The organism is Achromobacter sp. SLBN-14, from assembly GCF_006715415.1.
Lineage (GTDB): Bacteria > Pseudomonadota > Gammaproteobacteria > Burkholderiales > Burkholderiaceae_B > Achromobacter > Achromobacter mucicolens.
Genome location: NZ_VFNE01000001.1, coordinates 484467 through 510446 on the forward strand (window position 1 = coordinate 484467; position 25980 = coordinate 510446).

Genomic DNA, 25980 nt, shown 5'->3' on the forward strand with positions numbered 1-25980 from the left:
ACAATTTCATCGAAACGGCGTCAATGCGCCTCAGGCGGACGGGGCCAAAAACTGCGTGTCGGCGACATGCGCGCGCATCTGGGTGCGCACGGCCTGCAGCGTGGAGGCGTCCTGCCCGCGCTTGGGGATGATCACGCCTTGCAACGTGCCCAGGATGACGTAGAGGTGTTCGGGGGTTTCCTCGACCCGCCGCACGTCGGACCACGCCATGTGCCCGGAGGCGGTGGCAGTGGTGTCCGTGACGCCGTCCGGCCCGAAGTCCAGCTCGTGCCGCCCCAGGTAAAGCGTGTCGGGCTGCTTGGCCAGCATGCGGCGCGTGTTCATCTTCACGAGGCCGGGCAGCACATATTCGTACGCCAGGGCCAGCAACGCGAGGATGCCCAGGCCCACCGCCAGGCCCTGGAAATACACCGGCAGCAGCGCACCCCAGTTGGGGCCCTTGCCGTCCCAGGTCTGCCAGATCAGGTAGGCGAGCAAGGCCACGATCATCAGGACGCCGAAGCGCAGATGGGACCGGTATCGGCGGCGGCGCAGTTCCGGCCGTTTGTACACATAGGCGGCGAAATCCGCGTAGTCGTCGGCGGTCAGGTCGACGACCATGCGGGCTTGCCCGGGCACGGTCGCGGTCATCAGATGTCGAGCTCCGCCAGATTGCCCTTTTCCTCGATCCACGCGCGGCGTTGCGAGGACTCGCCCTTGCCCATCAGCATGTCGAACATGCGGGTGGTGTCGTCGGGCGTCTGGTCGCCATAGCCCACCGGCAGCAGGCGGCGCGTGTCCGGATTCATGGTGGTTTCCCACAACTGCTCGGGGTTCATTTCCCCCAGGCCCTTGAACCGGCTGACGGCCCACGCGCCTTCGCGCACGCCTTCCTTGCGCAGCTTGTCCTGCGCGGCCTCGAGCTCGCCTTCGTCAAGACAGTAGATCTTGCGGGCGGGACGCTTGCCCTGCGCCGGCACGTCCAGACGGAACAGCGGCGGCTTGGCGACGTAGACGTTGCCGGCCTCGACGAGCTTGGGAAAGTGGCGGTAGAACAGCGTCAGCAGCAGCACCTGAATGTGCGAGCCGTCGACGTCCGCGTCCGACAGGATGCAGATGCGGCCGTAGCGCAGGCCGGACAGGTCGGGCGTATCGTTGGGACCGTGCGGATCCACGCCGATCGCCACGGAAATGTCGTGGATCTCGTTGTTGGCAAAGAGGCGGTCGCGGTCGACTTCCCAGGAGTTGAGCACCTTGCCGCGCAGCGGCAGGATGGCCTGGAATTCCTTGTCGCGGCCCATCTTGGCCGAGCCGCCGGCCGAATCGCCCTCGACCAGGAATACCTCGGTGCGCGTGGCGTCGCTGGACTCGCAGTCGGTCAGCTTGCCGGGCAGGACCGCCACGCCGGAGCTCTTGCGCTTTTCGACCTTTTGGGCCGAACGCTGGCGCGCCTGCGCCTGCCTGATGGCCAGTTCGGCAAGCTTCTTGCCGTATTCCACATTGCTGTGCAGCCAGAGGTCGAGCGCGCTCTTGGAGAACCCGCCCACCAGGCGCACGGCGTCGCGGCTGTTCAGGCGTTCCTTGATCTGGCCCTGGAATTGCGGATCGAGCACCTTGGCCGACAGCACGAAGCTGGCGCGGGCAAAGACGTCTTCGGGCAGCAGCTTCACGCCCTTGGGCAGCAGGCTGTGCAGCTCGGCAAACCCCTTCACGGCGCCGAACAGGCCTTCTCGCAGGCCGGACTCGTGCGTGCCGCCGGCCGGCGTGGGAATGAGGTTGACGTAGGACTCGCGCACCGCGTTGCCGTCCTCGGTCCAGGCCACCACCCATTGGGCGCCCTCGCCCTCGGCGAAGTTTTCGTGGTCGGCGCCGGCGTATTGAGCGCCTTCGAAGAACGGCACCATCAGCTCGGCGCCCGCCAGGGCTTCGGCCAGATAGCCGCGCAGGCCGTCCTGGTACTGCCAGGTCTTGGTGTCCCCGGTTTTCTCGTTGACGAGCGTGACCTTCACGCCCGGCAGCAGCACGGCCTTGCTGCGCAAGAGGTGGGTGAGCTCGCCCAGCGGAATGTTGGGGCTGTCGAAATACTTGGCGTCCGGCCAGACGCGCACGCGGGTGCCGGACTTCTTGCGGCCGCCCTGGTCGTAAGGCGCCAGGGGCTCGGCGACATCGCCGCCCTTGAACACCAGGCGGCTCACGGCGTTGTCGCGCCAGACGACGACTTCCAGGCGGGTGGCCAGCGCGTTGGTGACGGACACGCCGACACCGTGCAGGCCGCCGGAGAAGGCGTACGCGCCGCCGCCGGCCTTGTCGAATTTGCCGCCCGCGTGCAGGCGCGTGAACACGAGTTCGACGACGGGCGCGTTTTCTTCGGGATGCAGGCCGACGGGAATGCCGCGGCCGTCGTCTTCGACGGACACGCTGCCATCGGCGTGCAGCGTGACCTGGATCTGTTTGCCGTAGCCGGCCAAGGCCTCGTCTGCGGCGTTATCTATGACCTCCTGCACGACGTGCAGGGGGTTTTCGGTGCGGGTGTACATGCCCGGGCGCTGCCGCACGGGTTCCAGCCCCTTCAGGACGCGGATGGACGCCTCGTTGTAACGTGGAGTGGCCAAGTTATCCCCAACATCTGTGGAAAAAAACCGACATTTTACGGACAAGCCTAGATTCTGCGCGGCTCCGGGTGGGATGCGCACGACCTGACCAGGTCCGATTTCGGTAGGATGATGACAGTCACAACCGCCGTTCCGGACTTTGACCGCCCGGATCGCGACAGCTGCGCCGCAACATCCTACACAAAATCCTGCAAACCCTGTTGTTATTAACAGTGGTATGCCTGTTGTTATTGACAGTGGTATGCTTGAGTCCATTCCACAAACAAGAACAACGGCAAGGCGCGTCTTAACGCGCCTTTTGCTGCCGAACCGAGAATCACCATCATGAGCGACCAAATCAAGAACGTCAGTGACGCCAGCTTCGATGCCGATGTGTTGAAATCCGGCCAGCCGGTGCTGGTGGACTACTGGGCTGCCTGGTGTGGCCCCTGCAAGATGATCGCCCCCATCCTGGAAGAAGTCGCCGCCGAATACGCAGGCCGCTTGACGATCGCCAAGCTGAACGTGGATGAAAACCAGGGCACGGCCACCAAGTACGGCATCCGCGGCATTCCCACCCTTATGCTCTTTAAAGACGGCCAGGCTGCCGCCACCAAGGTTGGCGCGCTGTCGAAGTCGCAACTCACCGCATTCCTGGACGGCGCGTTGTAAATCGCGTGCTGTAACCGAGGGCGCCGCCGCATAGGCGGCGCTCATTCAGTACCGCGCGAGCCCGTCCGTGGCGCGCCGCCAGAGCCCTCCTTTACTTTTCCCCCAACACCCACCGCGATGCACCTCAACGAACTGAAGGCGCTGCACGTCTCGCAGCTGCTCGAAATGGCCGCTGGCCTGGAAATCGAAAACGCCAACCGCCTGCGCAAGCAGGAACTGATGTTCGCCATCATGAAGCGGCGCGCCAAGCAAGGCGAGCAGATCTTCGGCGACGGCGTTCTTGAAGTCCTGCCCGACGGCTTCGGTTTCCTGCGCTCGCCGGAAACCTCGTATCTGGCCAGCACCGACGACATCTACATTTCTCCGTCGCAGATCCGCCGCTTCAATCTGCACACCGGCGACTCCATCGAAGGCGAAGTGCGCACCCCCAAGGATGGCGAGCGCTACTTTGCCCTGGTGAAGGTGGACAAGGTCAACGGCGTGGCGCCCGAGGCGATCAAGCATCGCATCATGTTCGAAAACCTGACGCCGCTGCACCCGAATCGCGTCATCCGCCTGGAACGCGACATCAAGAGCGAGGAAAACCTCACTGGCCGGATCCTCGACGTCTTCGCCCCGATCGGCATGGGCCAGCGCGGCCTGATCGTCGCCAGCCCCAAGTCCGGCAAGACGGTGATGATGCAGCACATTGCGCACGCCATCACCACCAACTACCCCGACGCGGTCATGATCGTCCTGCTGGTCGACGAACGCCCGGAAGAAGTGACTGAAATGCAGCGCACGGTGCGCGGTGAAGTCGTGGCCTCGACCTTCGACGAGCCCGCCACCCGTCACGTGCAAGTGGCCGAAATGGTCATCGAAAAGGCCAAGCGCCTGGTCGAAATGAAGAAGGACGTCGTGATCCTGCTGGACTCGATCACCCGTCTGGCCCGCGCCTACAACACCGTAGTGCCGGCCTCCGGCAAGGTGCTGACCGGCGGCGTGGACGCCAACGCCCTGCAGCGCCCGAAGCGCTTCTTCGGCGCGGCGCGCAACCTGGAAGAAGGCGGCTCGCTCACCATCCTGGGCACCGCGCTGATCGAAACCGGCAGCCGCATGGATGAAGTCATCTATGAAGAATTCAAGGGCACCGGCAACTCCGAAGTCCACCTCGAGCGCCGCCTGGCCGAAAAGCGCGTCTACCCGTCCATCAACCTGAACAAGTCGGGCACCCGCCGCGAAGAGCTGCTGATCGCCCCCGACCTGCTCCAGAAGGTGTGGGTGCTGCGCAAGTTCATTCACGACATGGACGAAGTGCAGTCCATGGAATTCATCCTGGACAAGATGCGCGCCACCAAGACCAACGCCGAATTCTTCGACATGATGAAGAAGAAGTAAGCGCACCGTCCGCGCCCACGAAAAAGCCGCCTTCGAGGCGGCTTTTTCGTGGGCGGCTGTCCTGTCCTGCGTCGGCGGCTGCTCAGTGCTCGATGAACTCCGGCATCCGGCGCGGCGAGGAATTGGCCGGCCGGGGCGTCTGCTTGTCCGGTTCCTTGCCCGAGGCGTCGATGGGTTCGATGCGCGGGTCGTCCCAGCTTCCCGTGACGGCGTATTCCATCGTCATCGCGCGCGCCAGCGGCTGCTTGAGGAGCCACTGCGTGACGAACGCGCCCAGGCCGATCAACGGGTTGACCGCCAGCGCGGTGACCATTGCCGCGCCGCTGGCGTCCAGATTGGGAATCACCACCGCCTTCATGTCCCAGCGCTCCTTGACGAGGTTCACGCCGCCCGCCAGGACGATTGCGGCCACCGGACCGTTGATCTTGTAGCCTTCGGTATTCAGCGTGCCGTCGGCCACCTTGACGTTGCCGCGGATGGTGTCGAACGGAAACCCGTCCCGCAGCAGGTTCGTGGGATTGACGTCCAGCCGCGCCAGCCGCTGCAGCGACTGCAGCGACAGCAGTTCCAACAGGCGCGCCGTGCGGGAGTTCACGTGCATGAAGCGGCCGTTGTCCAGGCTGACGACCACATCGCCCACCACGTCGGCGATATCGTGCGTCCACGGCAGGTTGCGCCAGGTCGCCTTGCCCTGGATCGTTCCCTTGCCGTTGGACACGACGTTCTCAAAGCCGATGCGGCTCATGAAGTCGCCGACGTTTTCCAGCTTGAGCACGGCATCGACGGTCAGCCCCCGGTTCGGCCCTTCAAGCCCCCAATTGCCCGTGGCGTTCAAGGCCGCCGAATCATTGGTGATGGACAGCTTGTCCAGCCGCCATTGCCGCCCCCGCTCGAGGTTGGTGCCCGTCACCTGCAGCGCCCCCAGGTTCTTGCCATACAACAAGAATTGATTGGCCTGCAGATCAATCGCGGGAATGTCGGACAGGTCGTTGCCGGAGGCCAGCGCCTTGTCGGCCTGGTTGGAGTCGCCCTCGCCCGCAATGGACAGATGCTTCAGGCGGGCGGTGATCTGCCCGGCGATGGCGCCCTGCGCCTCGCGCCATTCCAGCGTGCCTGCGGCCTGCCGCGATTCCAGTTCGACGCGCCAGCGCGCCGGCGCGGGGCGCGTGGCATACAGCGTCAGGTCATTGAGGGTGTAGCCGCTGGTGTGCAGCGCGCCGGCGGCCAGACTGATGCGCTCGGGCTGCGGCAGGATGGGCTTGGAAGGCGGCCGGCCTTTCGCGGGCGCCACGTTGAATCCCTCGGAGACGGCATCCCAGGCGTCCATGTCCAGTTCGGGCAGGCTGGCGTTAAGGCTCAGTCCGCGCTCCGGCAGGCTGGCAGGCCGCCCGACGCCCAGCGCGCCGCGCGAAAAGTAGGCGGCCGAGCCCTCGGCGGGGTCCCGTTCGAACAAGGCGTTGACGTTATCGCCCAGGCTGGCCGTCAGCCAGCGCCGGTCGCGGGCGCCGCGGTCCTGCGCCGGCGACCATTGCAGCTTTAGCAATTGCGCGGACTTGGCCGGCTTGCCGGCGGGCGCCGGCATGTCGATCGCCATGCCAACCAGGTCGGACTCGGCCGATATGTCGATGGCGCCGCCCTTCAGGTAGAGCAGCCGGCCCTTGTAGGCTGCGCGGCCGGTGAAACGCGACATCGATGCGGCGCGGCTCAACTGCGCCAGCCCGGGCCCCGACAGGGTGCCGTCAAAACGCAGCGCGTCCGTGCCCTGCGCCAGCGTGCCGTAGATGTTGGCGGGTCCGCCCAGGAATTGCGCCCGGATGCCCTTGGTCTGCACGCCCTTTTCTGAAAACTCCAGGTCGCCGTGGATCTGGCTGAGCGGCGGGATCTCGGGCATGAAAGTGAAGGAATTGTCCGAGAAACGGATACGCCCCTGGACCTGGGTGTCATCGGCATTGAGCAGCGGCACCTTCAGGTCGAGCGGCATGCGCCAGTCGCCGGTGCCCTGGGCCTCGTCCAAGGCCCCGTCCAGCAGTTCGCCCAACGGAGAATTCGCGGCCAGCGCCAGATAGGCCGCCACCGGCCCCGAGGTGTCGCCGGTGACCCGCAGTTCCGAGTCATGCTCCATGTTGGGAATGGCCGCCTTCACGGCGCCCAACGTGACGGTGTGCCCCTTGCCAGTGTGCGCCACCGCGCCGCCCGCGCTGTCCAGCGCCAGGCTCACCTTGTCGATGCGGAAACTGCCCGACAGGTTTTCCAGCATCGGCCAGCCCTTGCGGTTTTCGCCCGCCGGCGCGTAGTCGACCTTCGCGCCGGAATACGCGCCGGCGATGACGAATTCGCCGGTGGCGCCCGGCGCACCGAACGGAAAGTCGTCCAGATCCCCCTTGAGCGTGATGGCCGCCGAATGCATCTGGCCGGCAGGCAAACCGGTCGCCAGCCATTCACGGGCGTCGGCGTTCACCTCGAGCGGCAGATAACGGTGGATGGCGGGCATCGAGCCGCGCACCATCGTGCCGCGCACGTCGGCGCTGCCCGCCGCGGTCTTGCCCTCCTTGCGCCACTGGCCTTGCAGACGCACATCCATGTCTTCATTGGCCAGGCGCATCTGGGCCACGTCCACGAACCAGTTGTCCGCATCAGGCCCCTTGACCTGGGCATCGAGCTCCAGGTCGTCGGCCCGCAGCGTCGGCGTCTCGAAGACGCCCGGCAGGGTCACGCGCAGCTGGTGCACCGCGCCCTTGACCGTCACGTCGGCCGCGCCGGGGCTGCGCGCCATCGGCAGGCCATCGATCGTCACGAAATCGCCCGGCAGCGCGGTAATGCGCAACTGGCCCGAACCGCCCTGAAAGGCGGGCCCGTCCGGCGACGCGCGCCAGGACACGCCGCGCGCGGCGACGTCGCTCGTCAATTTGGTGAACTTGCCGTGGTCGAGCTGCCACCACGCGCGCGCGGCGATGCGGCCGGCGACCCGGGGCACGTCGATCCAGGGCGCCCAGGCCAGCGGCTCCACGTCATCGACCTGGGCAAAGATCTGGCCGCTCCAGTTGGCGGGCTTCTTGGCGTCGGCGGCAAACAGGCTGCGGTTGAATTCGCCGCGCAGCTCCAGTTTGTGGGCCAGCGCCGGCCCCGCGGATGCCTGCAGCACGAACCGATGCGAGAGACTGCCGTTGCGCACCAGGAAGTCGACGCCTTCCAACGTAAGCTCGGGGGCCTGGCGCAATTCGTCCTGCCAGCGCAGCGTGGCGTCGCTGACCAGCAGCTCGCGCTGCGCCGCCAGCCAGCGCAGGCCAGGATGGTTCAGGTCGGAAGCGTGGTCGCTGGTATTCAGGTCGATATTCTGGCCAGCAACCCACAGATGGTTTGACGTGTCCCGCCGCAGCATCAGTTCCGGCTTTTCGAGCCGCAGCCGCACCAGGGTGGGCGACAGGGACAGGATGCTGCGCCATGCCACGACCGCGGACACGGACGGCAGGCTCAATACCGGATCCGTCTCGTCGTCGTAGACCTGGACGGCGGCGAGATCGAGCCGGGGATTGAGCCCTTGCCAGTTGGCCTTGATCGCGCCGATCGTTACGCGGGCGCCCAACGCCTGGCTGGCGTAGGCTTCAATCTGAGGGCGCCACTGATCCACCCGCGGGAGGACCCAATAGCGCACGCCCAGAAACCCGATGGCGACAACGCCATAGACGGTCAGCGCGGCCCAGAACAGGCTGCGGAGCACTTTTTTTGGAACAGACACGGATCAGTGGGCAGGAGGAGATGTCTTGCAGTATCGTCCCCACTTATACCTGAAACACGTCCATCCGTCTGCCGCCCTTTGCACCATGTCGAAACCATCACTTATTGCCCCTGCCCTCGCCTGGTCCGGCCATCTGCGCCGCCGTCTGGACGCTCACCCGGATCTGGCCGCGTGGCTGGACGAAGCGGTGAAACAACCCGTCACACCGGCGTTGATGGCGCAATGGCAGAACGAACTGGCCGGCACGGCCGTGACCGCCGCTTTGCCGGTGGATGTCTGCCGCATGGTGCTGCGCAAGCTGCGCGAACGCGTCTTCAGCGTGCTGATCGTGCGCGACCTGTCCGGCCAGGCCCCGCTTGAAGAAGTGGTGGGCGCCATGACCACGCTGGCGGACATGGCGGTGGCAGCCGCCTACCGCAGCGTGGCCGCCGAACTGGCGGCCGTGCACGGCGTGCCGCGCGACCCGGCCACGGGCAAGCCCCAGGAAATGCTGATCGTGGGCATGGGCAAGCTTGGCGGGTGCGAGCTGAACGTGTCGTCCGACATCGACCTCATCATGCTCTACGGAGAGGAAGGCGAAACCGACGGACCCCGCCGCATCAGCCATCACGAGTTCTACGGCCGCCTGACGCGCCGCATGATGCCGGTGCTGTCCGAGGTGGACGCCAACGGCCAGGTGTTCCGCACCGACCTGCGCCTGCGCCCGGACGGCGACGCCGGCCCGTTGGCCTGGAGCCTGGACGCGCTGGAGCACTATCTGATCGGCCAGGGGCGGGAATGGGAGCGCTATGCGTGGCTGAAGGCGCGCCTGATGCCGGCGCAGGCCTTCGAAGACAGCGACAGCGCCGCGCAGGCCCGCCAACTGGAAAGCCTGCGCGTGCCCTTCGTCTACCGCAAGTATTTTGACTTCGATGCGCTGGCCGCGCTGCGCGCGCTGCGCGAACGCATCCGCCAGGACTGGCAGCGCCGCGCGTCGGCGCGCAATGGCATCGACAGCGCCAACAACATTAAGCTGGGCGACGGCGGCATCCGCGAGATCGAGTTCGTGGTGCAACTGGCGCAGTTGATCCGCGGCGGCCGCATGCCGGCGCTGCAAAAGCGCGGCTTGCTGGAAGCGCTGCATGCCGAATGCGTGGCCGGCCTGGTGCCGCAAGACGACGCCCGCCGGCTTGAAGAGGCCTACCGGTTCCTGCGCCGCACCGAGCACGCGCTGCAATATCGCGAAGACGAGCAGACCCATCTGCTGCCCGGCGACCCCGCCCTGCGCGCCGCCCTGGCCGAGGCGCTGGGCATGACGCCCGACGCATTCGAGAGCACGCTGGCCGCGCACCGCGACTTCGTGTCGCAGACCTTCCGCAACGTGTTCCGCATGGTGGGCATGGGCGAGGAAGAAGCGGCGCCTGCCCCCACGCCGGGCGAGGCACCGTCCAGCCAGGAAGAACCCGACAGCGAAAGCGAGCTTACCGACCAGATCCGCCAGGCGTTTGGCGAGGACGCGGACGACCTGCTGCGCCGGGCCCAGACGCTGTCGGGCAGCCACCGCGTGCGCAGCCTGCCCGAAAGCAGCCGCCGCCGCATGGAGGTCCTGCTTCCGGCCGCGCTGCGCGCCGCGCTGCACACGCCCGCCCCGCGCGAGGCCGCGGTGCGGCTCTTCGACCTGATTGAAAAGATTGCGCAGCGCAGCGCGTACCTGGCGCTGCTGGCCGAATACCCGGACACGCTGGCGCGCGTGGCGCGCATGGTGGCCGCCAGCCCCTGGGCCGCGCAGTACCTGACGCAACACCCATTGCTGCTCGACAGCCTGATCGACTGGCGCACGCTCTTTGAACCGCTCGACTTCGGCCAGATCGCCCGGCAGCTGACGGCGGACCTGGACGCTTGCCGCCTGCCCGACGGCGACCCCGACGTCGAACGCCAGATGAACCTGATGCGCGACGTGCAGCGCCAGGCCAGCTTCCAGCTACTGGCGCAGGACCTGGAAGGCGAGCTCACCGTTGAAAAGCTGGCCGACCAGTTATCGGCGCTGGCGGACCTGCTGCTGACCGAGACCATCCGCCGCGCCTGGCCGCTCGTGAACAAGATCGAAGGCGCCGAGCCGCGCTTTGCCGTCATTGCGTACGGCAAACTGGGCGGCAAGGAGTTGGGCTATGCCTCCGACCTGGACCTCGTGTTCCTGTTCGACGACCCGCGCGACGACGCCGCGGAGGTCTATGCCAAGCTGGGCCGGCGCATGTCGTCCTGGCTGTCGACCATGACCTCGTCGGGGCGGCTGTACGAGACCGACCTGCGTCTGCGGCCCGACGGCGACGCGGGGCTGCTGGCGGTATCGGTCGAAGCCTTCGAGGAATACCAGCACAAGCACGCCTGGGCCTGGGAACACCAGGCGCTGACCCGCGCGCGTTTCGCGGCTGGCGACGCCAACGTGGGTGCGCGTTTTGAAAAGATCCGCGAGGACATCCTGGTGCTGCCTCGCGACCCGGCGGCGCTGCGCGACGAAGTGCTGGCCATGCGCGAAAAAATTAATGCCGGCCATCCGAACACCTCGGACCGCTTCGACTTGAAGCACGACCGCGGCGGCATGGTCGACGTGGAGTTCGTAACGCAATACCTGGTGCTGTGCCACGCGGGCACGCACCCGGTGCTGGTGCGCAACCTGGGCAACATCACGCTGCTGCGCCTGGCCGCCGAAGTGGGGCTGATCCCGCCCGAGCTGGCCGCGCGGTCGGGCGACGCCTACCGCACCCTGCGGCGTGTGCAACATCAGTTGCGCTTGCAGGGCGTGGAAAAGGCCCGCGTGGCGCCCGATCAGCTCCAGCCGGAACGCGCCGCGGTGCGGGAACTGTGGACGACGGTGCTGGGGTGACGGCAACTCGTCGTAAAATAAGGGTTTTTCCGCTTTTGCCCCACCGCCATGTCTGAACTCGTCCGCCCCAAACTCGACCTGCCCGCCGGCCGCAGCAAGGTGCTGATGCATTCGTGCTGCGCGCCCTGTTCCGGCGAGGTCATGGAGGCCATGACCGCCTCCGGGATCGATTACGCGATCTACTTCTACAACCCGAACATCCATCCGGTCAAAGAGTACGAAATCCGCAAGCAGGAGAACATCCGCTTCGCGGAGCAGCACGGCATCGAATTCATCGACGCCGACTACGACATGGACAACTGGTTCGACCGCGTCAAGGGCATGGAAGACGCCCCCGAGCGCGGCGAGCGCTGCACGGCTTGCTTTGACATGCGCTTCGAACGCACCGCCCTCTACGCCCACGAGCATGGCTTTGACACCATCACCAGCTCGCTCGGCATCTCGCGCTGGAAGGACATGAACCAGATCAACGGTTGCGGCGAACGCGCCGCCGCACGTTACGACGATCTGATCTACTGGACCTACAACTGGCGCAAGGGCGGCGGTTCGGCCCGCATGATCGAAATCAGCAAGCGCGAGAACTTCTACCAGCAGGAATACTGCGGCTGCGTCTATTCGCTGCGCGATACCAACCGCCACCGCCGCTCGCAAGGCCGCGAGCGCATTCACATCGGCGTGAAGTTCTACGGCAAGGAAGACCTCATCAACGAGGAAAAGCTCTGATCGGCGGCTGATCAAAAAAAAGCCCGGCAGTCCGCGCAGCGCGCGTCCTCCAGGCCCGTCGCGGCGCCCCACGGGGCGCCGCCTTGCTTTGTGGTGCGATCAGTACTGCAATCAGTCCAGCGTCAGCACCGTCGCGCCCGTCGTCTTGCGCGACGCCAGCGCCGTCTGCGCTTCGCCCGCCTGCTCCAGCGCGTAGCGCTGATCGATGCGGACCTTGATCTTCTTTTTCAGCACCAGGTCGAACAGCTCTTCGGAAGCCGATTGCAACTTCTCCAGCGTGTTCACGTGGATGCCCAGCGAGGGGCGCGTCACGTACAGGCTGCCCTTCTGGTTCAGCACGGCCAGGTTCACGCCTGCCACGGGACCGGACGCGTTGCCGAAGCTGACCATCAGGCCGCGCGGCTCGATGCAGTCCAGCGAGGTTTCCCACGTGTCCTTGCCCACGCCGTCATACACGACCGGCACCTTCTTGCCGCCCGTCAGTTCAAGCACGCGTTCGACCACGTTTTCGCGCGAATAGTCGATGGTTTCCCAGGCGCCATTTTCGCGAGCCAGTTCCGCCTTTTCGGGGCTGGACACCGTGCCGATGAGCTTGACGCCCAGGGCCTTGGCCCATTGGCACGCAATCAGCCCGACGCCGCCGGCTGCGGCATGGAACAGGATGGTTTCGCCACCTTGCAGGCGGTAGGTCTGGCGGAACAGGTACTGCACCGTCAGGCCCTTGAGCATCAGCGCGGCCGCTTCGTCAAAGCCGATGCCCTTGGGCACCTTGACGACCTGCAGGGCCGGCACATTGCGGGCCTTGGCGTACGCGCCAATGGGGCTCTGGCCGTAGGCGACACGGTCGCCCTTCTTCAGGTGCTTGACATCGGCGCCCACGGCGGTGACCACGCCCGCGCCTTCAAAACCCAGGCCATGCGGGAGCGGATGGGGATACAAGCCCGTGCGGAAATAGATATCGATGAAATTCAGGCCGGCGGCGTGCTGCTCGATCGTGACTTCGTTGGCGGCCGGCGGCGGCACTTCCACCTCGACCAGCTTCAGGACTTCGGGACCACCGTGCTGCTCGATACGAATTGCCTTGACGAGATTGCTGGCCATGCTGGCCTCCTTTCATTGGAAATAACGCGAATTGACCAAAAATGCAGACTTCACCGGGGGGATTGTTTGCCGTCCTGTCCGGCGGGCGCGCGGGCGGCGCCGCCGCCCATCAACGCAAACACCCCCGCCAGCACCAGGACGGTTCCGCCCATTTGCCACACCGTGATGGGCTCGTCCAGGAACCACGACGCCAGAAACAGCACCGACACCGGCCCCACCATGCCCAGCAGCGACGCGGTAGGCGCCCCGATCAGCGAGACCGCCCACATCAGCATGAACACCGGCACCACCGTATTCAGGGTGGCGTGAATGATCGAGTAACCGTAGACCGCGGCGGGCTGGATCAGCATCGACGGCGGATGCACGACGAAGAACTGGATGATGCAGGCCACGCACGACACGAGCATGGCATAGGCCACCAGCCGCGTCGGGCCAATCCGCTTGATCAGTTCCCCGGAACAGATGAGGTACACAGAATAGCTTGCGGCCGAGCCAAAAACGAACAAAGACCCTAACAGCACCTCGCTGCCCCCGCCGAAGGACAGATCGTGCGCGAACACCAGCACCACGCCCGCGTAGGACAGCACCATGGCCAGCCATTGCCGGCGTTCGATCGGGCGTTTGAACCAGAGGGCCGACAGCAGCACGACGAGCGAGGGAGACAGAAACAGGATCAGGCGTTCGAGGCTGGCGGTGATGTAACGCAGCCCCAGGAAGTCCAGGAAGCTGGACAGGTAATAACCCAGAAGGCCCAGCACGCACACCTGCAGGCGTTCCTTCGTGGTCATCGTCACGATCTCGCCCCGCGCCGCGCGGCGCGACTGGCGCCACGCCACCACCGCGAAGAACGGCATCGCGAACAGCATGCGAAACGCGATCAGCGTGACTGCGTCGATACCGTAGCGGTAGGTGAACTTGACGACGATGGCCTTGGCGGAAAAGAGGATCGCGCCAAGCACCGCCATGGCGATCCCGGCAGCGCGGCTGGACGCCAGCGGGAGCGCCGTAAGCTTGGCAATACGATTCATGCGATGATTTTAAATTCACCGCAAAAATAATTGCACGCCTTCTCTGATGCAATCCGCTTCTTTCGCAGCATGACTCGACACCGCGCGCTCACCTATATCCATCTTGCCGCCGTGCTATTCGGCCTGACCGGCGTGTTCGGCGAACTGATCCAGGCCAGCGCCGCGGTCATCACGTTGGGACGGGCGGCATTCGCGGTCGTGTCGCTGGGCATCTTCGCGCGCATGCGCCGCAAACCGCTGCTGGGCGCGCTTACGCCGGCCCAGTTGTTCGTGCTGGTGATCGCCGGCGCGCTGCTCGCGGCGCATTGGGTCACTTTCTTCATTTCCGTCAAGGTGGGCGGCATCGCCATCGCGACACTCGGCTTTGCCAGCTTTCCCGCGTTCATCACGCTGTTCGAAGGACTCCTTTTCCGCGAACGCGTCCGCCTGGCCGAATGGCTGCTGCTGGGCCTGGTGACCGCCGGCCTGGTGCTTGTCACGCCGTCGTTCGACCTTGCCGACCAGGGCACCATCGGGCTGGCGTGGGGCATTCTGTCCGGCCTGACCTTTGCCCTGCTCGCCCTGAGCAACCGCCGCTCGGCCTCCGGCATGGACCCGATGCAGGTGGCCTGCTGGCAAAACGTGGTGGTCGCATTGGTGATGGTGCCGTTCGCGGTCGGCCAGTTGCCCGCCGTGCACGCGCTGGACTGGTTCTGGCTGGCGCTCCTGGGCGTTTTCTGCACCGGGCTGTCCCATTACCTGTTCGTGTCCAGCCTAACCCGCCTGAACGCTCGCAGCGCGGGGCTTGTCATCGCCCTGGAGCCGGTCTACGCCATTGCGTTCGCCTGGATGCTTTTCAGCCAGCAGCCCACCCCGCGCATGCTGGCCGGCGCCGCGCTGATCGTGGCGGCCATCGTGTGGTCGGGGCTGCGCAAGCAGGCGCCGGCGTCAGAGCAGCCCGCGAAAATACAGCCTTGACAATAACTGACTAGGCAGTAAAATTCGGCGCATGACTGACGCGCCCTCCCAGCCTTCGCCCGTATCCTCCGAGCCATCCGACGCTCCCATCCATTACCGCAACGACACGCGGTGCATGGCGGAAGAGAACGCGGGTTACCTCATCAAGCTGGTCTACCACTCCCTGACCCGGATGCTCGACCAGGAGATGGCGCCGCTCGATCTCACCGCGATGCAATGGCGCCCACTGGCCATGGTGTTCCTGGGCCGCGCCGACACGCCCGCCGAACTGGCCCGCCTGAACGACATGGACACCGGCGCCATGACCCGCGCGCTGGACCGCCTGGAAGCCAAGGGTCTGCTGCGCCGTAACCGCAGCCAGGAAGACCGCCGGGTGGTCAAGATCGAACTGACCGAACTGGGCGAGGCCAAGGCCCGCCTCATCCCCGCCAACATCGCCCGTGCGCTGAATCACCACCTGCGCGGTTTCTCCACCGACGAAGTCACCCAGCTCATGCACTTCATGCGCCGGATGATCGCCAACGGGTCCGCCTCCGGCGCCGCCCCCGAGCGCTGACGCCATACCCCGAGCGGGAGCCGGGGTTTTTATTTGGCATAATCGTTGCCTAGGCAAATACAGATCAATCAATTACTTTCAGCTAACAGTCAGGATGAAACGCCTTTTATCTATCGCATTGGTGCTCGCCCTCACCGGTTGCGCGCTGATGGAGCCGGCGCCAAAGCCCGTCGCCGAGCTTGACGCCGCCAAACTTGGGCTGACCGGGCAGGCCACCGAATGGCCCGCCGCGCAGTGGTGGGAGCGCTACGGTGATTCGCAGCTAAATGCGCTGATGACCGAAGCGCTGGCAAACAGTCCGTCGATGAGCGCCGCGCAGGCGCGCCTGGCCAAGGCCAACGCCGCCGTCGGCATCGCGCGCGCGCCGCTGCTGCCGCGGGTGGACGCAGGCTACACGCTCAATCGCGAGCACCTGTCCAAGGACTACATCTACCCCGCGCCGCTGGGCGGCTCGGTCGTCAGCGACAACCGGCTGGCGCTGGATTTCAGCTATGAACTGGACTTCTGGGGCAAGAACCGCTCACGCCTGCAGTCCGCGGTGTCGCAGCAGGAAGCCGCCAGCGCCGATGCGCAGGCCGCGCGCAACCTGCTCGCCAGCGCCACCGTGCGCGCCTACCTGAACCTGCAGAACGCTTTTGCGCAGCGCGACGTGCTGAACCGGGTGATCGCGCAGCGCGCTGAGGTGCTGTCGCTGACGCAGGGCCGCTACGCCGCGGGCCTGGACACCCAGGTCGAGGTCAAGCAGGCGGAATCGTCGCTGGCCTCCGGCAAGGTCGAACTGACCCAGACCGACACGACGATCGCCCAGTTGCGTAATCAGGTCGCCGCGCTGGCCGGCGCCGGCCCGCAGCGCGGACAGGATCTGGTTCAGGTGACGCTGACCGCGCCGGCTGGCGTCGTGCCGGCCAGCGTTCCGCTCGACCTGCTGGGGCATCGCCCCGACGTCACGGCCGCCCGCTGGCGCGCCGAAGCGGCGCGCCACACCATCGACGCGGCCAAGGCCGAGTTCTACCCCAACGTGAACCTGGTCGCCTTCGTCGGCTTCCAGGCCATTGGCACCGGCAACCTGCTGGGCGCGGACGCCCGCATGGCCGGCATCGGTCCGGCGATCACGCTGCCCATCTTCCACGGCGGCGAACTCAACGCCAACCTGGCGGGCCGCCGTGCCGACGCGGACCTGGCGGTGTCGGACTACAACCAGACCGTGCTGGACGCCGCGCACCAGGTCGCCGACGCACTGGACGGCCTGCGCCTGCTGGATCAGGAAAAAGCCCAGCAACGCCAGGCGCGCGAGGCCATCGAGGCCGCCTACGCGCTCGCCGTCGACCGTTACAAGGCAGGCATGGGCAACTACATCTCCGTGCTGATCGCCCAGACCGGCGTGCTGACGCAGGCGCGCCTTGACACGGACCTGCGCATCCGCGCCTATCAGCTCGACGCCAACCTGGCCACCGCCCTGGGCGGCGGCTACGCGGCCCCGGCCGAGCCGGCCCCGAACTCCATTCATTGATCGATCCCGGATTCAGACGTCATGAACGCTGCCACTCCCACAACCCATCCCGCCCGTAAACGCCTGCTGCTGCTCGCGACCGGAGCCTTCATCGTCATCGCGATCGCCTATGGCATCTGGTGGGCGTTGTTCGGCGCGCACTTCGAAAGCACCGACGACGCCTACGTGCACGGCAACCTGGTGCAGATCACGCCGCAGGTGCCCGGCACCGTCGTCGCCATCGAAGCCGACGATACCGAAACCGTCACGGCCGGCCAGCCGCTGGTCCGCCTCGATCCCGCCGACACCGACGTCGCCCTGCAGCAGGCGCAAGCCAAGCTGGCGCAGACCGTGCGCCAGGTGCAGACCTACTACGTGCAGAACGATGCGCTGGCGGCCGACGTCGACCTGCGCAATGCCGACATCCTGCGCGCCCAGGCCGAGCTGACCCGCGCCCAAAGCGACGTCAAGCGCCGCCAGCAGCTCGCCAAGTCGGGCGGCGTCAGCGGCGAGGAAATCCTGCACGCCGAGGTCGCGCTCAAGTCCGCCCAGTCCGGCGTCGCGCAAGCCAAGGCGGCGCTGGCCGCCGCGCAGGCCAAGCTGGCGACCAACCAGGCCCTGACGCAAGGCACCACCGTGGCGGACCACCCCGACGTGCGCCAGGCGGCCGCCGAGCTGCGCAATGCGTGGCTTGCCCAGTCGCGCACCGTGCTGCCCGCGCCCGTGGGCGGCGTGATCGCGCGCCGCAGCGCGCAGGTTGGCCAGCGCGTTGCCCCCGGCGCCGCGCTGATGACCGTGGTGCCGCTGGACCAGGTCTGGGTCGAAGCCAACTTCAAGGAAGGCCAGTTGCGCAAGATGCGCATCGGCCAGCCGGTCAAGATGGTGGCCGATCTGTACGGCAGCTCGGTCACCTACCACGGCACCGTCGCCGGCCTGGATGCCGGCACGGGCAGCGCCTTTGCCCTGCTTCCCGCCCAGAACGCCACGGGCAACTGGATCAAGGTGGTGCAGCGCGTCCCCGTGCGGATCACGCTGGACCCCGAAGACCTCAAGCAGCATCCGCTTCGCGTGGGCTTGTCGATGGACGTGGAAGTCGACGTGGGCAAGGACGACGGCGCCCCGCTCACGCAAGTGGCGCGCAAGGAACCGGCCTGGTCGACCCGCGCCTTCGAACCCGCCCACAATGAAGTCGATGCGATGATCGCGAAGATCATCGCCGCCAACATCGCATCATGAGCACAGCCGCCCAGCCCGCGGGCGCCGGCGCGCCCCCCGGCGCCGCCCGCCCGCCGGGCACCCATCCGCCTCTGGAAGGCGCGACCCGCATCATCGGGTCCATCGCCCTGTCGACCGCGGTCTTCATGAACGTGCTGGACACGTCGATCGCGAACGTCTCCATCCCCACCATCTCGGGCGACCTGGGCGTAAGCACCAGCCAGGGCACCTGGGTGATCACGTCGTTCGCGGTGGCCAACGCCATCACCGTGCCGCTTACAGGCTGGCTCACGCAGCGATTCGGCCAGGTGCGCCTGTTCCTGATTTCCACGCTGCTCTTCGTGCTGGCCTCCTGGCTGTGCGGCTTCTCGCCGTCTCTCGAGGCGCTGATTGCCTTCCGCGTGCTGCAAGGCGCGGTGGCCGGCCCGATGATTCCGCTGTCGCAGACGCTGATGCTGGCCAGCTTTCCGAAGTCCAAGGCGGGCATGGCGCTGGCGGTCTGGTCCATGACCACGCTGGTGGCGCCGGTGGCCGGCCCCCTGCTGGGCGGCTGGATTTCAGACAACTACACCTGGCCCTGGATCTTCTACATCAACGTGCCGGTGGGCCTGTTGGCCGCATGGATCAGCTGGCGCATCTACGGCAACCGGGAATCGGTCACGCGCAAGCTGCCCATCGACAAGCTGGGCCTCGTCCTGCTCGTGGTCTGGGTGGGCGCGCTGCAGATCATGCTGGACAAGGGCAAGGAGCTGGACTGGTTCGCCAGCCCCACCATCATCGCGCTGGCGGCGATCGCCTTCGTCGCCTTCGTCTTCTTCCTGATCTGGGAGCTCACCGACGCGCACCCCGTCGTGGACCTGCGTCTGTTCAAGGTCCGCAACTTCACGGTTGGCGCACTGACGCTGGCGGTGGCCTATGGCGTCTTCTTCGGCAACGTCGTGCTGCTGCCGCTGTGGCTGCAAAGCAATATGGGCTACACGGCAACCTATGCGGGCCTCGTCACCGCGCCCGTGGGACTTCTGGCGATCCTGCTGACGCCCATCGTGGGCAAGATGCTGGCCACGCGCGATCCGCGGCAACTTGTCACGGTCGCCTTCCTGATCTTTGCGCTGGTCTGCTTCATGCGCTCGGGGTTCAATACCCAGACGGACGTGCGCACGCTGATGATCCCGACGATCATCCAGGGTGCGGCGATGGCGGCGTTCTTCGTGCCGCTCACGTCGATCACCCTCTCGAGCATCGAGCCCTGGCGCATCCCGGCCGCGTCGGGACTGTCGAACTTCCTGCGGCTGACGGCGGGCGCGTTCGGCACGTCGATCTCCACGACGTTGTGGGAAAACCGAGCCACCCTGCACCACGCGCAGCTGACCGAAATCGCCAAGCCCGGCCAACAGGCGTTCGACCAGACCATGAACACTTTGCAGAACGGCCTGGGCGTCTCGCACCAGCAGGCGCTCACGATGGTGGACGGGATGATCAACGCGCAGGCCTTCACCATGTCGGCGACGGACGTGTTCTATGCGTCGGCGATCATCTTCCTGCTGCTGACGGGCCTGGTGTGGTTTGCGCGGCCGCGGTCGTCCAAGGCGGGTGGCGGCGGCGCGGCAGAGGCTGCGGCGGGCGCGCACTGATCCGCGCGGCATGCCCCAATGAAAAGGCGCCTCGCGGCGCCTTTTCCTTTTGGTCCATGCGGATCAGTCCCTGAGCAGCGTTTGCCAGTCCTTGCGTTCGATGATGTCGGCCGACAGCGCGCTGACCGGAGACAGATTGAACACGGACACCCCGCGCTCGCGCCACAGCGGCGACGCAAAGCGGAACGACGGCTCGATGAACTTCGGAAAGTTGCGCGTCAGCCGGCTGGTCTGCGGCTTGCCGCCTTCATCGTAGAATCGCAATCCGCCCTGCACGGTCAGGTCCAGCCCATGCACGTAGACCTCGCGCGCGCCGCCGGACATCAGGACCTGCAGCGCCGCATAGGCCACGGTATCGGCATCGAACACGCCCAGCGACGCATCGAAGCTGTAGCCCAGCCCCTGCTTGGCGTCCAGCAGCTCAACATCAGGCGAGGCGGCGGCAATGCGCTTGAGCACTGCTGGCGCAACGCTGCGCTCGTAGGCACGCCGGGAGATCAGCTCGATGATGCAGATGCGGCAGCGGATTTGCTCCTGCGGAATGCCCTGCATGATGTAGCGCAGAACCTCGGGAAACACATACAGCGTCAAGTCGCGCCCGACGATATCGCGCACCAGCTCAATGCGGTCCCGCACGAAGTTCTGGTCGATGATGCAGTAATACTTGAACTGCAGGTCGAACTTGCGCGACAGCGCGATGGAGCCATTGACGCCCATCGCCACGCCGATATCCATGCGGTCGTACGGAATCTCGGAGATCGAAGGGCCGCTCAGGATCAGGTGCACCACCTTGTCGGCAGGGTCGTAGCCCTGCGACAAGGGAGTGATGCGCAATGAACGGCCGAACGCACGATAGGCGCTGATTGCGCCCTCCTTGTCCCGCCAGATCCGCACGAACGGCCACAGGTGCTGATTGTGCCGCTGCGTGCGCGAACGCAGCATGCGGAAAAGCTTGCGGACAAACCGGTCGGCCCGCCCGCCGCCCACGTGATCGGAGGGAGGAGAAAACATCGAGTCGTTCATCTACTAACCAGACAGGCCTGCCCGCAACTGCACTTAACCGCCCCGGACCAGCGAAGCAATGGCGTCACCGACCTCGGCTGTCGAAGCGTTGCCTTTCATATCCCGCGTCCGCGGGCCATCGGCCAGCACGGTTTCGATTGCCTTGACCACGGCGGCCGACGCGTCGGGATACCCCAAGAAATCCAGCATCAATGCCCCGCTCCAGATCTGTCCGATGGGGTTGGCGATGCCCTTGCCATAAATGTCCGGCGCAGAGCCATGCACCGGTTCGAAGAGCGACGGAAATTTCCGTTCCGGGTTCAGGTTCGCCGACGGCGCAATGCCGATAGTGCCCGTGCAAGCCGGCCCCAGGTCGGACAGGATATCGCCGAACAGGTTGGACGCCACCACCACATCGAACCAGTCCGGATGCTGCACAAAGTGCGCGCACAGGATGTCGATGTGGTATTTGTCCCAGCGCACATCGGGATAGTTCCCGGCCATGTCGGCAACGCGCTCGTCCCACCAGGGCATCGAGATGGAAATGCCGTTGGACTTGGTGGCGGCGGTCAGGTGCTTGCCGCGCTTTTGCGCCAGCTCGAATGCGAACTTCAGCACGCGCTCGGCGCCGACGCGCGTGAAGACGCTTTCCTGGATGACCACTTCGCGGTCGGTGCCCTCGAACAGGCGGCCGCCGCTATTGGAATATTCACCTTCCGTGTTCTCGCGCACGATGAAGAAATCGATCTCGCCAGGCTTGCGATCGGCCAGCGGCGAGGGCACGCCGGGCATCAGCCGCACCGGACGCAGATTGATGTACTGATCGAATTCACGGCGGAACTTGAACAGCGAGCCCCACAGCGCCTCGTGATCGGGCACAGTGGCGGGCCAACCGATCGAGCCGAAGAAAATGGCCTCGTGCTGGCCGATCTGGTCCTTCCAGTCGTCCGGCATCATCTTGCCGTGCTTGGCGTAGTAGTCGCAGCTCCAGTCGAAATGGTCCCACTGGAAGTCGATACCGAACCGCGCCGCCACGGCATCCAGCACCTTCAAACCTTCCGGCACGACCTCCTTGCCGATTCCGTCTCCTGGGAGCACTGCAATTTTGTGTTTCTTAGCCACCGTGTCTTCCTTTGGTTTTCATTGATACACCGCCCGCAATCTTAGGCATAAATGTGCGCAACACAAAACCCCCACCCCCAAATGGGTGGCGGGAATGGACGGCGGCATGGGACGATCAGCGTCCATGCGGCTTAGCGCCGGCCCTTCGATCCCAGCAACGATCCCAGAATGCCGCGCGTCAGTTCCCGCGCGATGGACCTGGCCGAGCTTTTGGCGATGGTCTGCACCACACCGTCGCGCTTGCCGCCGCGCGGTCCGGTCGAGCCGAACAGCACGTCCTTCAGGCTGTCCATCAGGCCGCCGCTCTCGGCGGCAGGCGGCTCGCCCGTCTTGGGCGCCGGCTGGCCCGGCCGGGCCGGCACGTCCTTGGCGGCGCCCGGTTCGGCCGGCACGGCCGCCCGGCCCGCCAGGATCTCATAGGCGGACTCCCGGTCGACCGCCTTTTCATACTTGGCCGCCAGGGGGTTGCCTTGGCGCAGCGCCTGCCGCTCGGCGTCTGTGGCCGGTCCGATACGGCTGCCCGGCGGCACGATGTACGCCCGCTCGGTCGGCATGGGCCGCCCCTTGGCATCCAGCAGCGACACCAGCGCCTCGCCCACGCCCAGCTCCGTGATGGCGGCTTCGATATCCAGGCCCGGATTGGGGCGCATGGTCTGCGCAGCGGTCTTGACGGCTTTCTGGTCGCGCGGCGTGAACGCCCGCAGCGCATGCTGGACGCGATTGCCCAACTGCCCCAGCACGGTGTCCGGGATATCCAGCGGATTCTGCGTCACGAAATAAACGCCCACCCCCTTGGAGCGAACCAGCCGCACCACCTGCTCGATCTTCGTCAGGAGCGCCTGCGGGGCGTCGTTGAACAGCAGATGCGCCTCGTCGAAGAAGAAGACGAGCTTGGGCTGGTCCATGTCGCCCACTTCGGGCAGCTTTTCGTAGAGGTCGGCCAGCAGCCACAAGAGGAAGATCGCGTACAGGCGCGGCGCCTGCATCAGCTTGTCGGCCGCCAGCACGTTGACGATGCCCCGGCCCTGCGCGTCCACGCGCATCAGGTCGGCCACGTCCAGCATCGGCTCGCCAAAGAACTTCTCCGCGCCCTGGGATTCCAGCGCCAGCAGGCCGCGCTGGATGGCGCCGACACTGGCCGCGGACACATTGCCGTAACGGGTCTTGAGCTCTCCCGCCCGGTCGGCCACGTTCTGCAGCATCGCCCGCAAGTCCTTCAGGTCCAGCAGCAGTTGCCCTTCGTCGTCCGCCACCTTGAAAACCAGGGTCAGGACGCCTTCCTGCGTGTCGTTCAATTCCAGGATGCGCGACAGCAGCAACGGCCCCATGTCGGTGATGGTCGCCCGCACGGGCAGCCCCTGCTCGCCAAAGACGTCCCACAGCGCGACGGGGCTGGCGCCCCAGGCGGGTTCCGCCAGGCCCAGGTTCTTCAGGCGTTCCTGCAGCTTGGGGCTGGGCACGCCGGCCTGCGAAATACCGGTCAGGTCGCCTTTCACGTCCGCCATGAAGACCGGCGTGCCGATCCGGGAAAAGGACTCGGCCAGCACCTGCAGGGTGACGGTCTTGCCCGTGCCCGTGGCGCCGGTGATGCATCCGTGGCGGTTGGCCAGCGCCGGCAGCAGCGCCAACTCGGTCTGCGCGTTCTTGGCGATGACAAGGGGGGTGGGCATGAGCGGCTCCGGACCAGGGATCAAATGGATGCCCAAGTGTAGAGCCTGCCGCGCGGCTTGTGCGCGTGGCTATATGGACACAAGCGGCCCTCTTGCCGGACGGGAGGGCCGCCGGCACGGTAAAATGCCGTCTTTGCAGACACATTTTCCTGGGAAGCCATGGCCGGACACAGCAAATGGGCCAATATTCAGCACCGCAAAGGGCGCCAAGACGCCAAGCGCGGAAAGCTCTGGACCAAGATCATTCGTGAAATCACCGTGGCGGCGCGCGCCGGCGGCCCCGACCCGGACAGCAACCCCCGTTTGCGCATGGCCTGGGACAAGGCGACCGACGCCAACATGCCCAAGGACAACATCCAGCGCGCCATCCAGCGCGGCGCCGGCGGCGCCGACGGCGAGGCCTACGAAGAAGTCCGCTACGAAGGCTACGGCATCGGCGGCGCGGCGGTCATCGTCGACTGCATGACCGACAACCGCACCCGCACCGTCGCCGAAGTCCGCCACGCGTTCTCCAAGAACGGCGGCAACCTCGGCCAGGAAGGCTCCGTCGCCTTCATGTTCAAGCACTGCGGCCAATTCGTGTTCGCCCCCGGCACCCCCGAAGACAAGGTCATGGAAGCCGCGCTCGAGGCCGGCGCCGAAGACGTCACCACCGACGAAGAAGGCGTGATCGAAGTGGTCTGCGCCCCGTCCGACTACGCGGCCGTGCGCAAGGCCTTCGACGACGCCGGCCTGAAGGCCGAAGTCGACGGCATCGTCATGAAAGCCCTGAACGAAACCGAACTGGCCGGCGACGACGCCGTCAAGATGCAGAAACTGCTCGACGCCCTGGAAAGCCTGGACGACGTGCAGGAAGTCTATACGACCGTCATTTTCGACGAAGCGCAGTAAATCTCCCTTTCCTGGCGCGCCGGCGGCTCCGCCCGCCTGCGCGCCTCTTCAGACTCACGCAACATGAAACTCCTGGTTATTGGCTCGGGCGGCCGCGAACATGCCCTCGCCTGGCGGCTGGCCCGCTCCCCGCGCGTACACAAGGTGTACGTCGCTCCGGGCAACGGCGGCACGCAACGGGCCGAGCAGATGGAGAACATCCCGCTCACCAATGCCGAGGAACTGGCCGACTTCGTCCAGCGCGAGGGCATCGCCCTGACGGTCGTCGGCCCCGAGGCGCCGCTGGCCGCCGGCGTGGTCGACGTCTTCCGCGCCCGTGGCCTGAAGATCTTCGGCCCCACCAAGGCCGCCGCGCAGCTTGAAAGCTCCAAGGATTACGCCAAGGCCTTCATGGTCCGGCACAACATCCCGACCGCGCGCTACGAAACCTTCACCGACCCGGCCAAGGCCCACGCCTACATCGACCAGGAAGGCGCGCCCATCGTCATCAAGGCCGACGGCCTGGCCGCCGGCAAGGGCGTCGTGGTTGCCGCCACCCTCGAAGAAGCGCACGCCGCCGTCGACGCCATGCTGGGCGACGGCTCCATGGGCGAAGCCGGCGCGCGCGTCGTCATCGAGGAATGCCTGGTTGGCGAAGAAGCCAGCTTCATCGTCATGTGCGACGGCCGCAACGTGCTCGCCCTGGCCACCAGCCAGGACCACAAGCGCCTGCAGGACGGCGACCGCGGTCCCAATACGGGCGGCATGGGCGCCTACTCGCCCGCGCCCATCGTCACCCCCGAACTGCATCACCGCATCATGCGCGAAATCATCCTGCCGACTGTGCAGGGCATGACGCGCGACGGCATTCCGTACACGGGCTTCCTGTACGCCGGCCTGATGATCGCCCCGGGCGACGATCCCGACCGCGAAATCAAGACGCTGGAATTCAACTGCCGCATGGGCGACCCCGAAACCCAGCCCATCATGATGCGCGTCAAGAGCGACCTGCTGGACGCGCTCGAGCACGCCGTCGAAGGCACGCTCGACCAGGCCGACATCGTCTGGGACCGCCGCACCGCCCTGGGCGCCGTGCTGGCCGCCCACAACTACCCCAACACGCCGCGCACCGGCGACGTCATCCGCGGCCTGCCCGCCGACGCCGAAGACTGCATGGTCTTTCACGCCGCCACCCAGCTCGACGGCGAAGACATCAAGACCACCGGCGGCCGCGTGCTGTGCGTCACCGCGCTGGGCGACTCCGTCAAGATGGCGCGCGATCGCGTCTACGAAGCCATCGACCGCATCCACTTCGATGGCCGCCAGTACCGCACCGACATCGGCTGGCGCGCGCTCAAGCCCTCGCAGCAAAAGCCCAAGTCCAACGCATAACCGGAA

General features: G+C 66.1%; 19 protein-coding genes. 11 read left to right on the forward strand and 8 right to left on the reverse strand.

The window, feature by feature from the left end; all coding sequences use genetic code 11:
* Nucleotides 1-30 precede the first annotated feature (30 nt).
* Both FBY20_RS02200 and FBY20_RS02205 read right to left on the reverse strand, forming a co-directional pair.
* A complete protein-coding gene (locus FBY20_RS02200; protein WP_056315620.1) occupies nt 31-630 on the reverse strand; it encodes a YcxB family protein in 600 nt (199 codons plus the stop codon).
* Nucleotides 630-2591 carry a DNA topoisomerase IV subunit B gene (locus FBY20_RS02205; RefSeq protein ID WP_056315617.1) on the reverse strand — a complete coding sequence of 654 codons (1962 nt, stop codon included), beginning with the start codon at nt 2589-2591 and terminating at the stop codon, nt 630-632. Before FBY20_RS02205 ends, FBY20_RS02200 begins: the two co-directional genes overlap by 1 nt.
* Nucleotides 2592-2915: 324 nt before the next feature.
* Between FBY20_RS02205 and trxA the strand changes: the two genes are divergently transcribed.
* Both trxA and rho read left to right on the forward strand, forming a co-directional pair.
* A complete protein-coding gene (gene trxA, locus FBY20_RS02210; RefSeq protein WP_056315616.1) occupies nt 2916-3242 on the forward strand; it encodes a thioredoxin TrxA in 327 nt (108 codons plus the stop codon).
* 117 nt (nt 3243-3359) lie between these two features.
* Nucleotides 3360-4619, forward strand: a complete 1260-nt coding sequence (gene rho, locus FBY20_RS02215; RefSeq protein WP_043541410.1) for a transcription termination factor Rho — start codon at nt 3360-3362, stop codon at nt 4617-4619.
* An 82-nt stretch (nt 4620-4701) separates the two neighbouring features.
* Here rho and FBY20_RS02220 read toward each other — a convergent pair whose 3' ends face one another.
* Nucleotides 4702-8337 carry a YhdP family protein gene (locus tag FBY20_RS02220; protein ID WP_142049731.1) on the reverse strand — a complete coding sequence of 1212 codons (3636 nt, stop codon included), beginning with the start codon at nt 8335-8337 and terminating at the stop codon, nt 4702-4704.
* 103 nt (nt 8338-8440) lie between these two features.
* On the opposite strand from FBY20_RS02220, the gene glnE reads away from it, so the two are divergent.
* Together glnE and FBY20_RS02230 are read left to right on the forward strand one after the other, a co-directional pair.
* Nucleotides 8441-11218: a bifunctional [glutamate--ammonia ligase]-adenylyl-L-tyrosine phosphorylase/[glutamate--ammonia-ligase] adenylyltransferase gene (gene glnE / locus FBY20_RS02225; protein WP_056315610.1), complete on the forward strand. Its 2778-nt coding sequence runs from the start codon at nt 8441-8443 to the stop codon at nt 11216-11218.
* Between the two features lie 48 nt (nt 11219-11266).
* A complete protein-coding gene (locus tag FBY20_RS02230; RefSeq protein WP_142049734.1) occupies nt 11267-11941 on the forward strand; it encodes an epoxyqueuosine reductase QueH in 675 nt (224 codons plus the stop codon).
* 111 nt (nt 11942-12052) lie between these two features.
* Here FBY20_RS02230 and FBY20_RS02235 read toward each other — a convergent pair whose 3' ends face one another.
* Both FBY20_RS02235 and FBY20_RS02240 read right to left on the reverse strand, forming a co-directional pair.
* On the reverse strand, nt 12053-13042 hold the full coding sequence (locus FBY20_RS02235; RefSeq protein WP_056315608.1) for a quinone oxidoreductase: 990 nt from the start codon (nt 13040-13042) through the stop codon (nt 12053-12055).
* Between the two features lie 50 nt (nt 13043-13092).
* Nucleotides 13093-14070: a DMT family transporter gene (locus tag FBY20_RS02240; RefSeq protein ID WP_056315607.1), complete on the reverse strand. Its 978-nt coding sequence runs from the start codon at nt 14068-14070 to the stop codon at nt 13093-13095.
* A 69-nt stretch (nt 14071-14139) separates the two neighbouring features.
* On the opposite strand from FBY20_RS02240, the gene FBY20_RS02245 reads away from it, so the two are divergent.
* The 5 genes from FBY20_RS02245 (at nt 14140) to FBY20_RS02265 (ending at nt 19918) form a co-directional block, all read left to right on the forward strand.
* Nucleotides 14140-15027 carry a DMT family transporter gene (locus FBY20_RS02245; protein WP_142049737.1) on the forward strand — a complete coding sequence of 296 codons (888 nt, stop codon included), beginning with the start codon at nt 14140-14142 and terminating at the stop codon, nt 15025-15027.
* Nucleotides 15028-15058: 31 nt separating this feature from the next.
* Nucleotides 15059-15583, forward strand: a complete 525-nt coding sequence (locus tag FBY20_RS02250) for a MarR family winged helix-turn-helix transcriptional regulator (RefSeq protein ID WP_142049740.1) — start codon at nt 15059-15061, stop codon at nt 15581-15583.
* A 94-nt stretch (nt 15584-15677) separates the two neighbouring features.
* Entirely contained in the window at nt 15678-17093 is a 1416-nt protein-coding gene (locus tag FBY20_RS02255) for an efflux transporter outer membrane subunit (protein WP_056315603.1), read from the forward strand.
* A 21-nt stretch (nt 17094-17114) separates the two neighbouring features.
* Nucleotides 17115-18308, forward strand: coding sequence for an efflux RND transporter periplasmic adaptor subunit (locus tag FBY20_RS02260; protein WP_056315600.1), 1194 nt, complete (start codon nt 17115-17117; stop codon nt 18306-18308).
* The gene (locus tag FBY20_RS02265; RefSeq protein WP_255452210.1) at nt 18305-19918 is read left to right on the forward strand and encodes a DHA2 family efflux MFS transporter permease subunit; all 1614 of its coding nucleotides are present in this window, start codon (nt 18305-18307) and stop codon (nt 19916-19918) included. The genes FBY20_RS02260 and FBY20_RS02265 overlap by 4 nt, the downstream gene beginning before the upstream one ends.
* Nucleotides 19919-19981: 63 nt before the next feature.
* Here FBY20_RS02265 and FBY20_RS02270 read toward each other — a convergent pair whose 3' ends face one another.
* The 3 genes from FBY20_RS02270 to FBY20_RS02280 all read right to left on the reverse strand — a co-directional run bounded on the left by FBY20_RS02270 (nt 19982) and on the right by FBY20_RS02280 (nt 23712).
* Nucleotides 19982-20941 carry a hypothetical protein gene (locus FBY20_RS02270; protein ID WP_056315594.1) on the reverse strand — a complete coding sequence of 320 codons (960 nt, stop codon included), beginning with the start codon at nt 20939-20941 and terminating at the stop codon, nt 19982-19984.
* Between the two features lie 33 nt (nt 20942-20974).
* Nucleotides 20975-22042, reverse strand: coding sequence for a tartrate dehydrogenase (locus FBY20_RS02275; protein ID WP_142049742.1), 1068 nt, complete (start codon nt 22040-22042; stop codon nt 20975-20977).
* A 131-nt stretch (nt 22043-22173) separates the two neighbouring features.
* On the reverse strand, nt 22174-23712 hold the full coding sequence (locus FBY20_RS02280; protein ID WP_142049745.1) for a helicase HerA-like C-terminal domain-containing protein: 1539 nt from the start codon (nt 23710-23712) through the stop codon (nt 22174-22176).
* Between the two features lie 159 nt (nt 23713-23871).
* Between FBY20_RS02280 and FBY20_RS02285 the strand changes: the two genes are divergently transcribed.
* Together FBY20_RS02285 and purD are read left to right on the forward strand one after the other, a co-directional pair.
* Entirely contained in the window at nt 23872-24603 is a 732-nt protein-coding gene (locus FBY20_RS02285; RefSeq protein ID WP_056315585.1) for a YebC/PmpR family DNA-binding transcriptional regulator, read from the forward strand.
* Nucleotides 24604-24666: 63 nt separating this feature from the next.
* Nucleotides 24667-25974, forward strand: a complete 1308-nt coding sequence (gene purD, locus FBY20_RS02290) for a phosphoribosylamine--glycine ligase (RefSeq protein ID WP_056315584.1) — start codon at nt 24667-24669, stop codon at nt 25972-25974.
* Nucleotides 25975-25980 lie beyond the last annotated feature (6 nt).

What these genes read in the sequence shown, in the direction of transcription:
- FBY20_RS02235 (WP_056315608.1), bottom strand. Translation starts at nt 13,042, where the DNA reads ATGGCCAGCAATCTCGTCAAGGCAATTCGTATCGAGCAGCACGGTGGT.
- FBY20_RS02280 (WP_142049745.1), bottom strand. Translation starts at nt 23,712, where the DNA reads ATGCCCACCCCCCTTGTCATCGCCAAGAACGCGCAGACCGAGTTGGCG.
- FBY20_RS02200 (WP_056315620.1), bottom strand. Translation starts at nt 630, where the DNA reads ATGACCGCGACCGTGCCCGGGCAAGCCCGCATGGTCGTCGACCTGACC.
- rho (WP_043541410.1), top strand. Translation starts at nt 3,360, where the DNA reads ATGCACCTCAACGAACTGAAGGCGCTGCACGTCTCGCAGCTGCTCGAA.
- FBY20_RS02265 (WP_255452210.1), top strand. Translation starts at nt 18,305, where the DNA reads ATGAGCACAGCCGCCCAGCCCGCGGGCGCCGGCGCGCCCCCCGGCGCC.
- trxA (WP_056315616.1), top strand. Translation starts at nt 2,916, where the DNA reads ATGAGCGACCAAATCAAGAACGTCAGTGACGCCAGCTTCGATGCCGAT.
- FBY20_RS02260 (WP_056315600.1), top strand. Translation starts at nt 17,115, where the DNA reads ATGAACGCTGCCACTCCCACAACCCATCCCGCCCGTAAACGCCTGCTG.
- FBY20_RS02245 (WP_142049737.1), top strand. Translation starts at nt 14,140, where the DNA reads ATGACTCGACACCGCGCGCTCACCTATATCCATCTTGCCGCCGTGCTA.
- FBY20_RS02255 (WP_056315603.1), top strand. Translation starts at nt 15,678, where the DNA reads ATGAAACGCCTTTTATCTATCGCATTGGTGCTCGCCCTCACCGGTTGC.
- FBY20_RS02270 (WP_056315594.1), bottom strand. Translation starts at nt 20,941, where the DNA reads ATGAACGACTCGATGTTTTCTCCTCCCTCCGATCACGTGGGCGGCGGG.
- FBY20_RS02230 (WP_142049734.1), top strand. Translation starts at nt 11,267, where the DNA reads ATGTCTGAACTCGTCCGCCCCAAACTCGACCTGCCCGCCGGCCGCAGC.
- glnE (WP_056315610.1), top strand. Translation starts at nt 8,441, where the DNA reads ATGTCGAAACCATCACTTATTGCCCCTGCCCTCGCCTGGTCCGGCCAT.
- purD (WP_056315584.1), top strand. Translation starts at nt 24,667, where the DNA reads ATGAAACTCCTGGTTATTGGCTCGGGCGGCCGCGAACATGCCCTCGCC.
- FBY20_RS02250 (WP_142049740.1), top strand. Translation starts at nt 15,059, where the DNA reads ATGACTGACGCGCCCTCCCAGCCTTCGCCCGTATCCTCCGAGCCATCC.
- FBY20_RS02240 (WP_056315607.1), bottom strand. Translation starts at nt 14,070, where the DNA reads ATGAATCGTATTGCCAAGCTTACGGCGCTCCCGCTGGCGTCCAGCCGC.
- FBY20_RS02285 (WP_056315585.1), top strand. Translation starts at nt 23,872, where the DNA reads ATGGCCGGACACAGCAAATGGGCCAATATTCAGCACCGCAAAGGGCGC.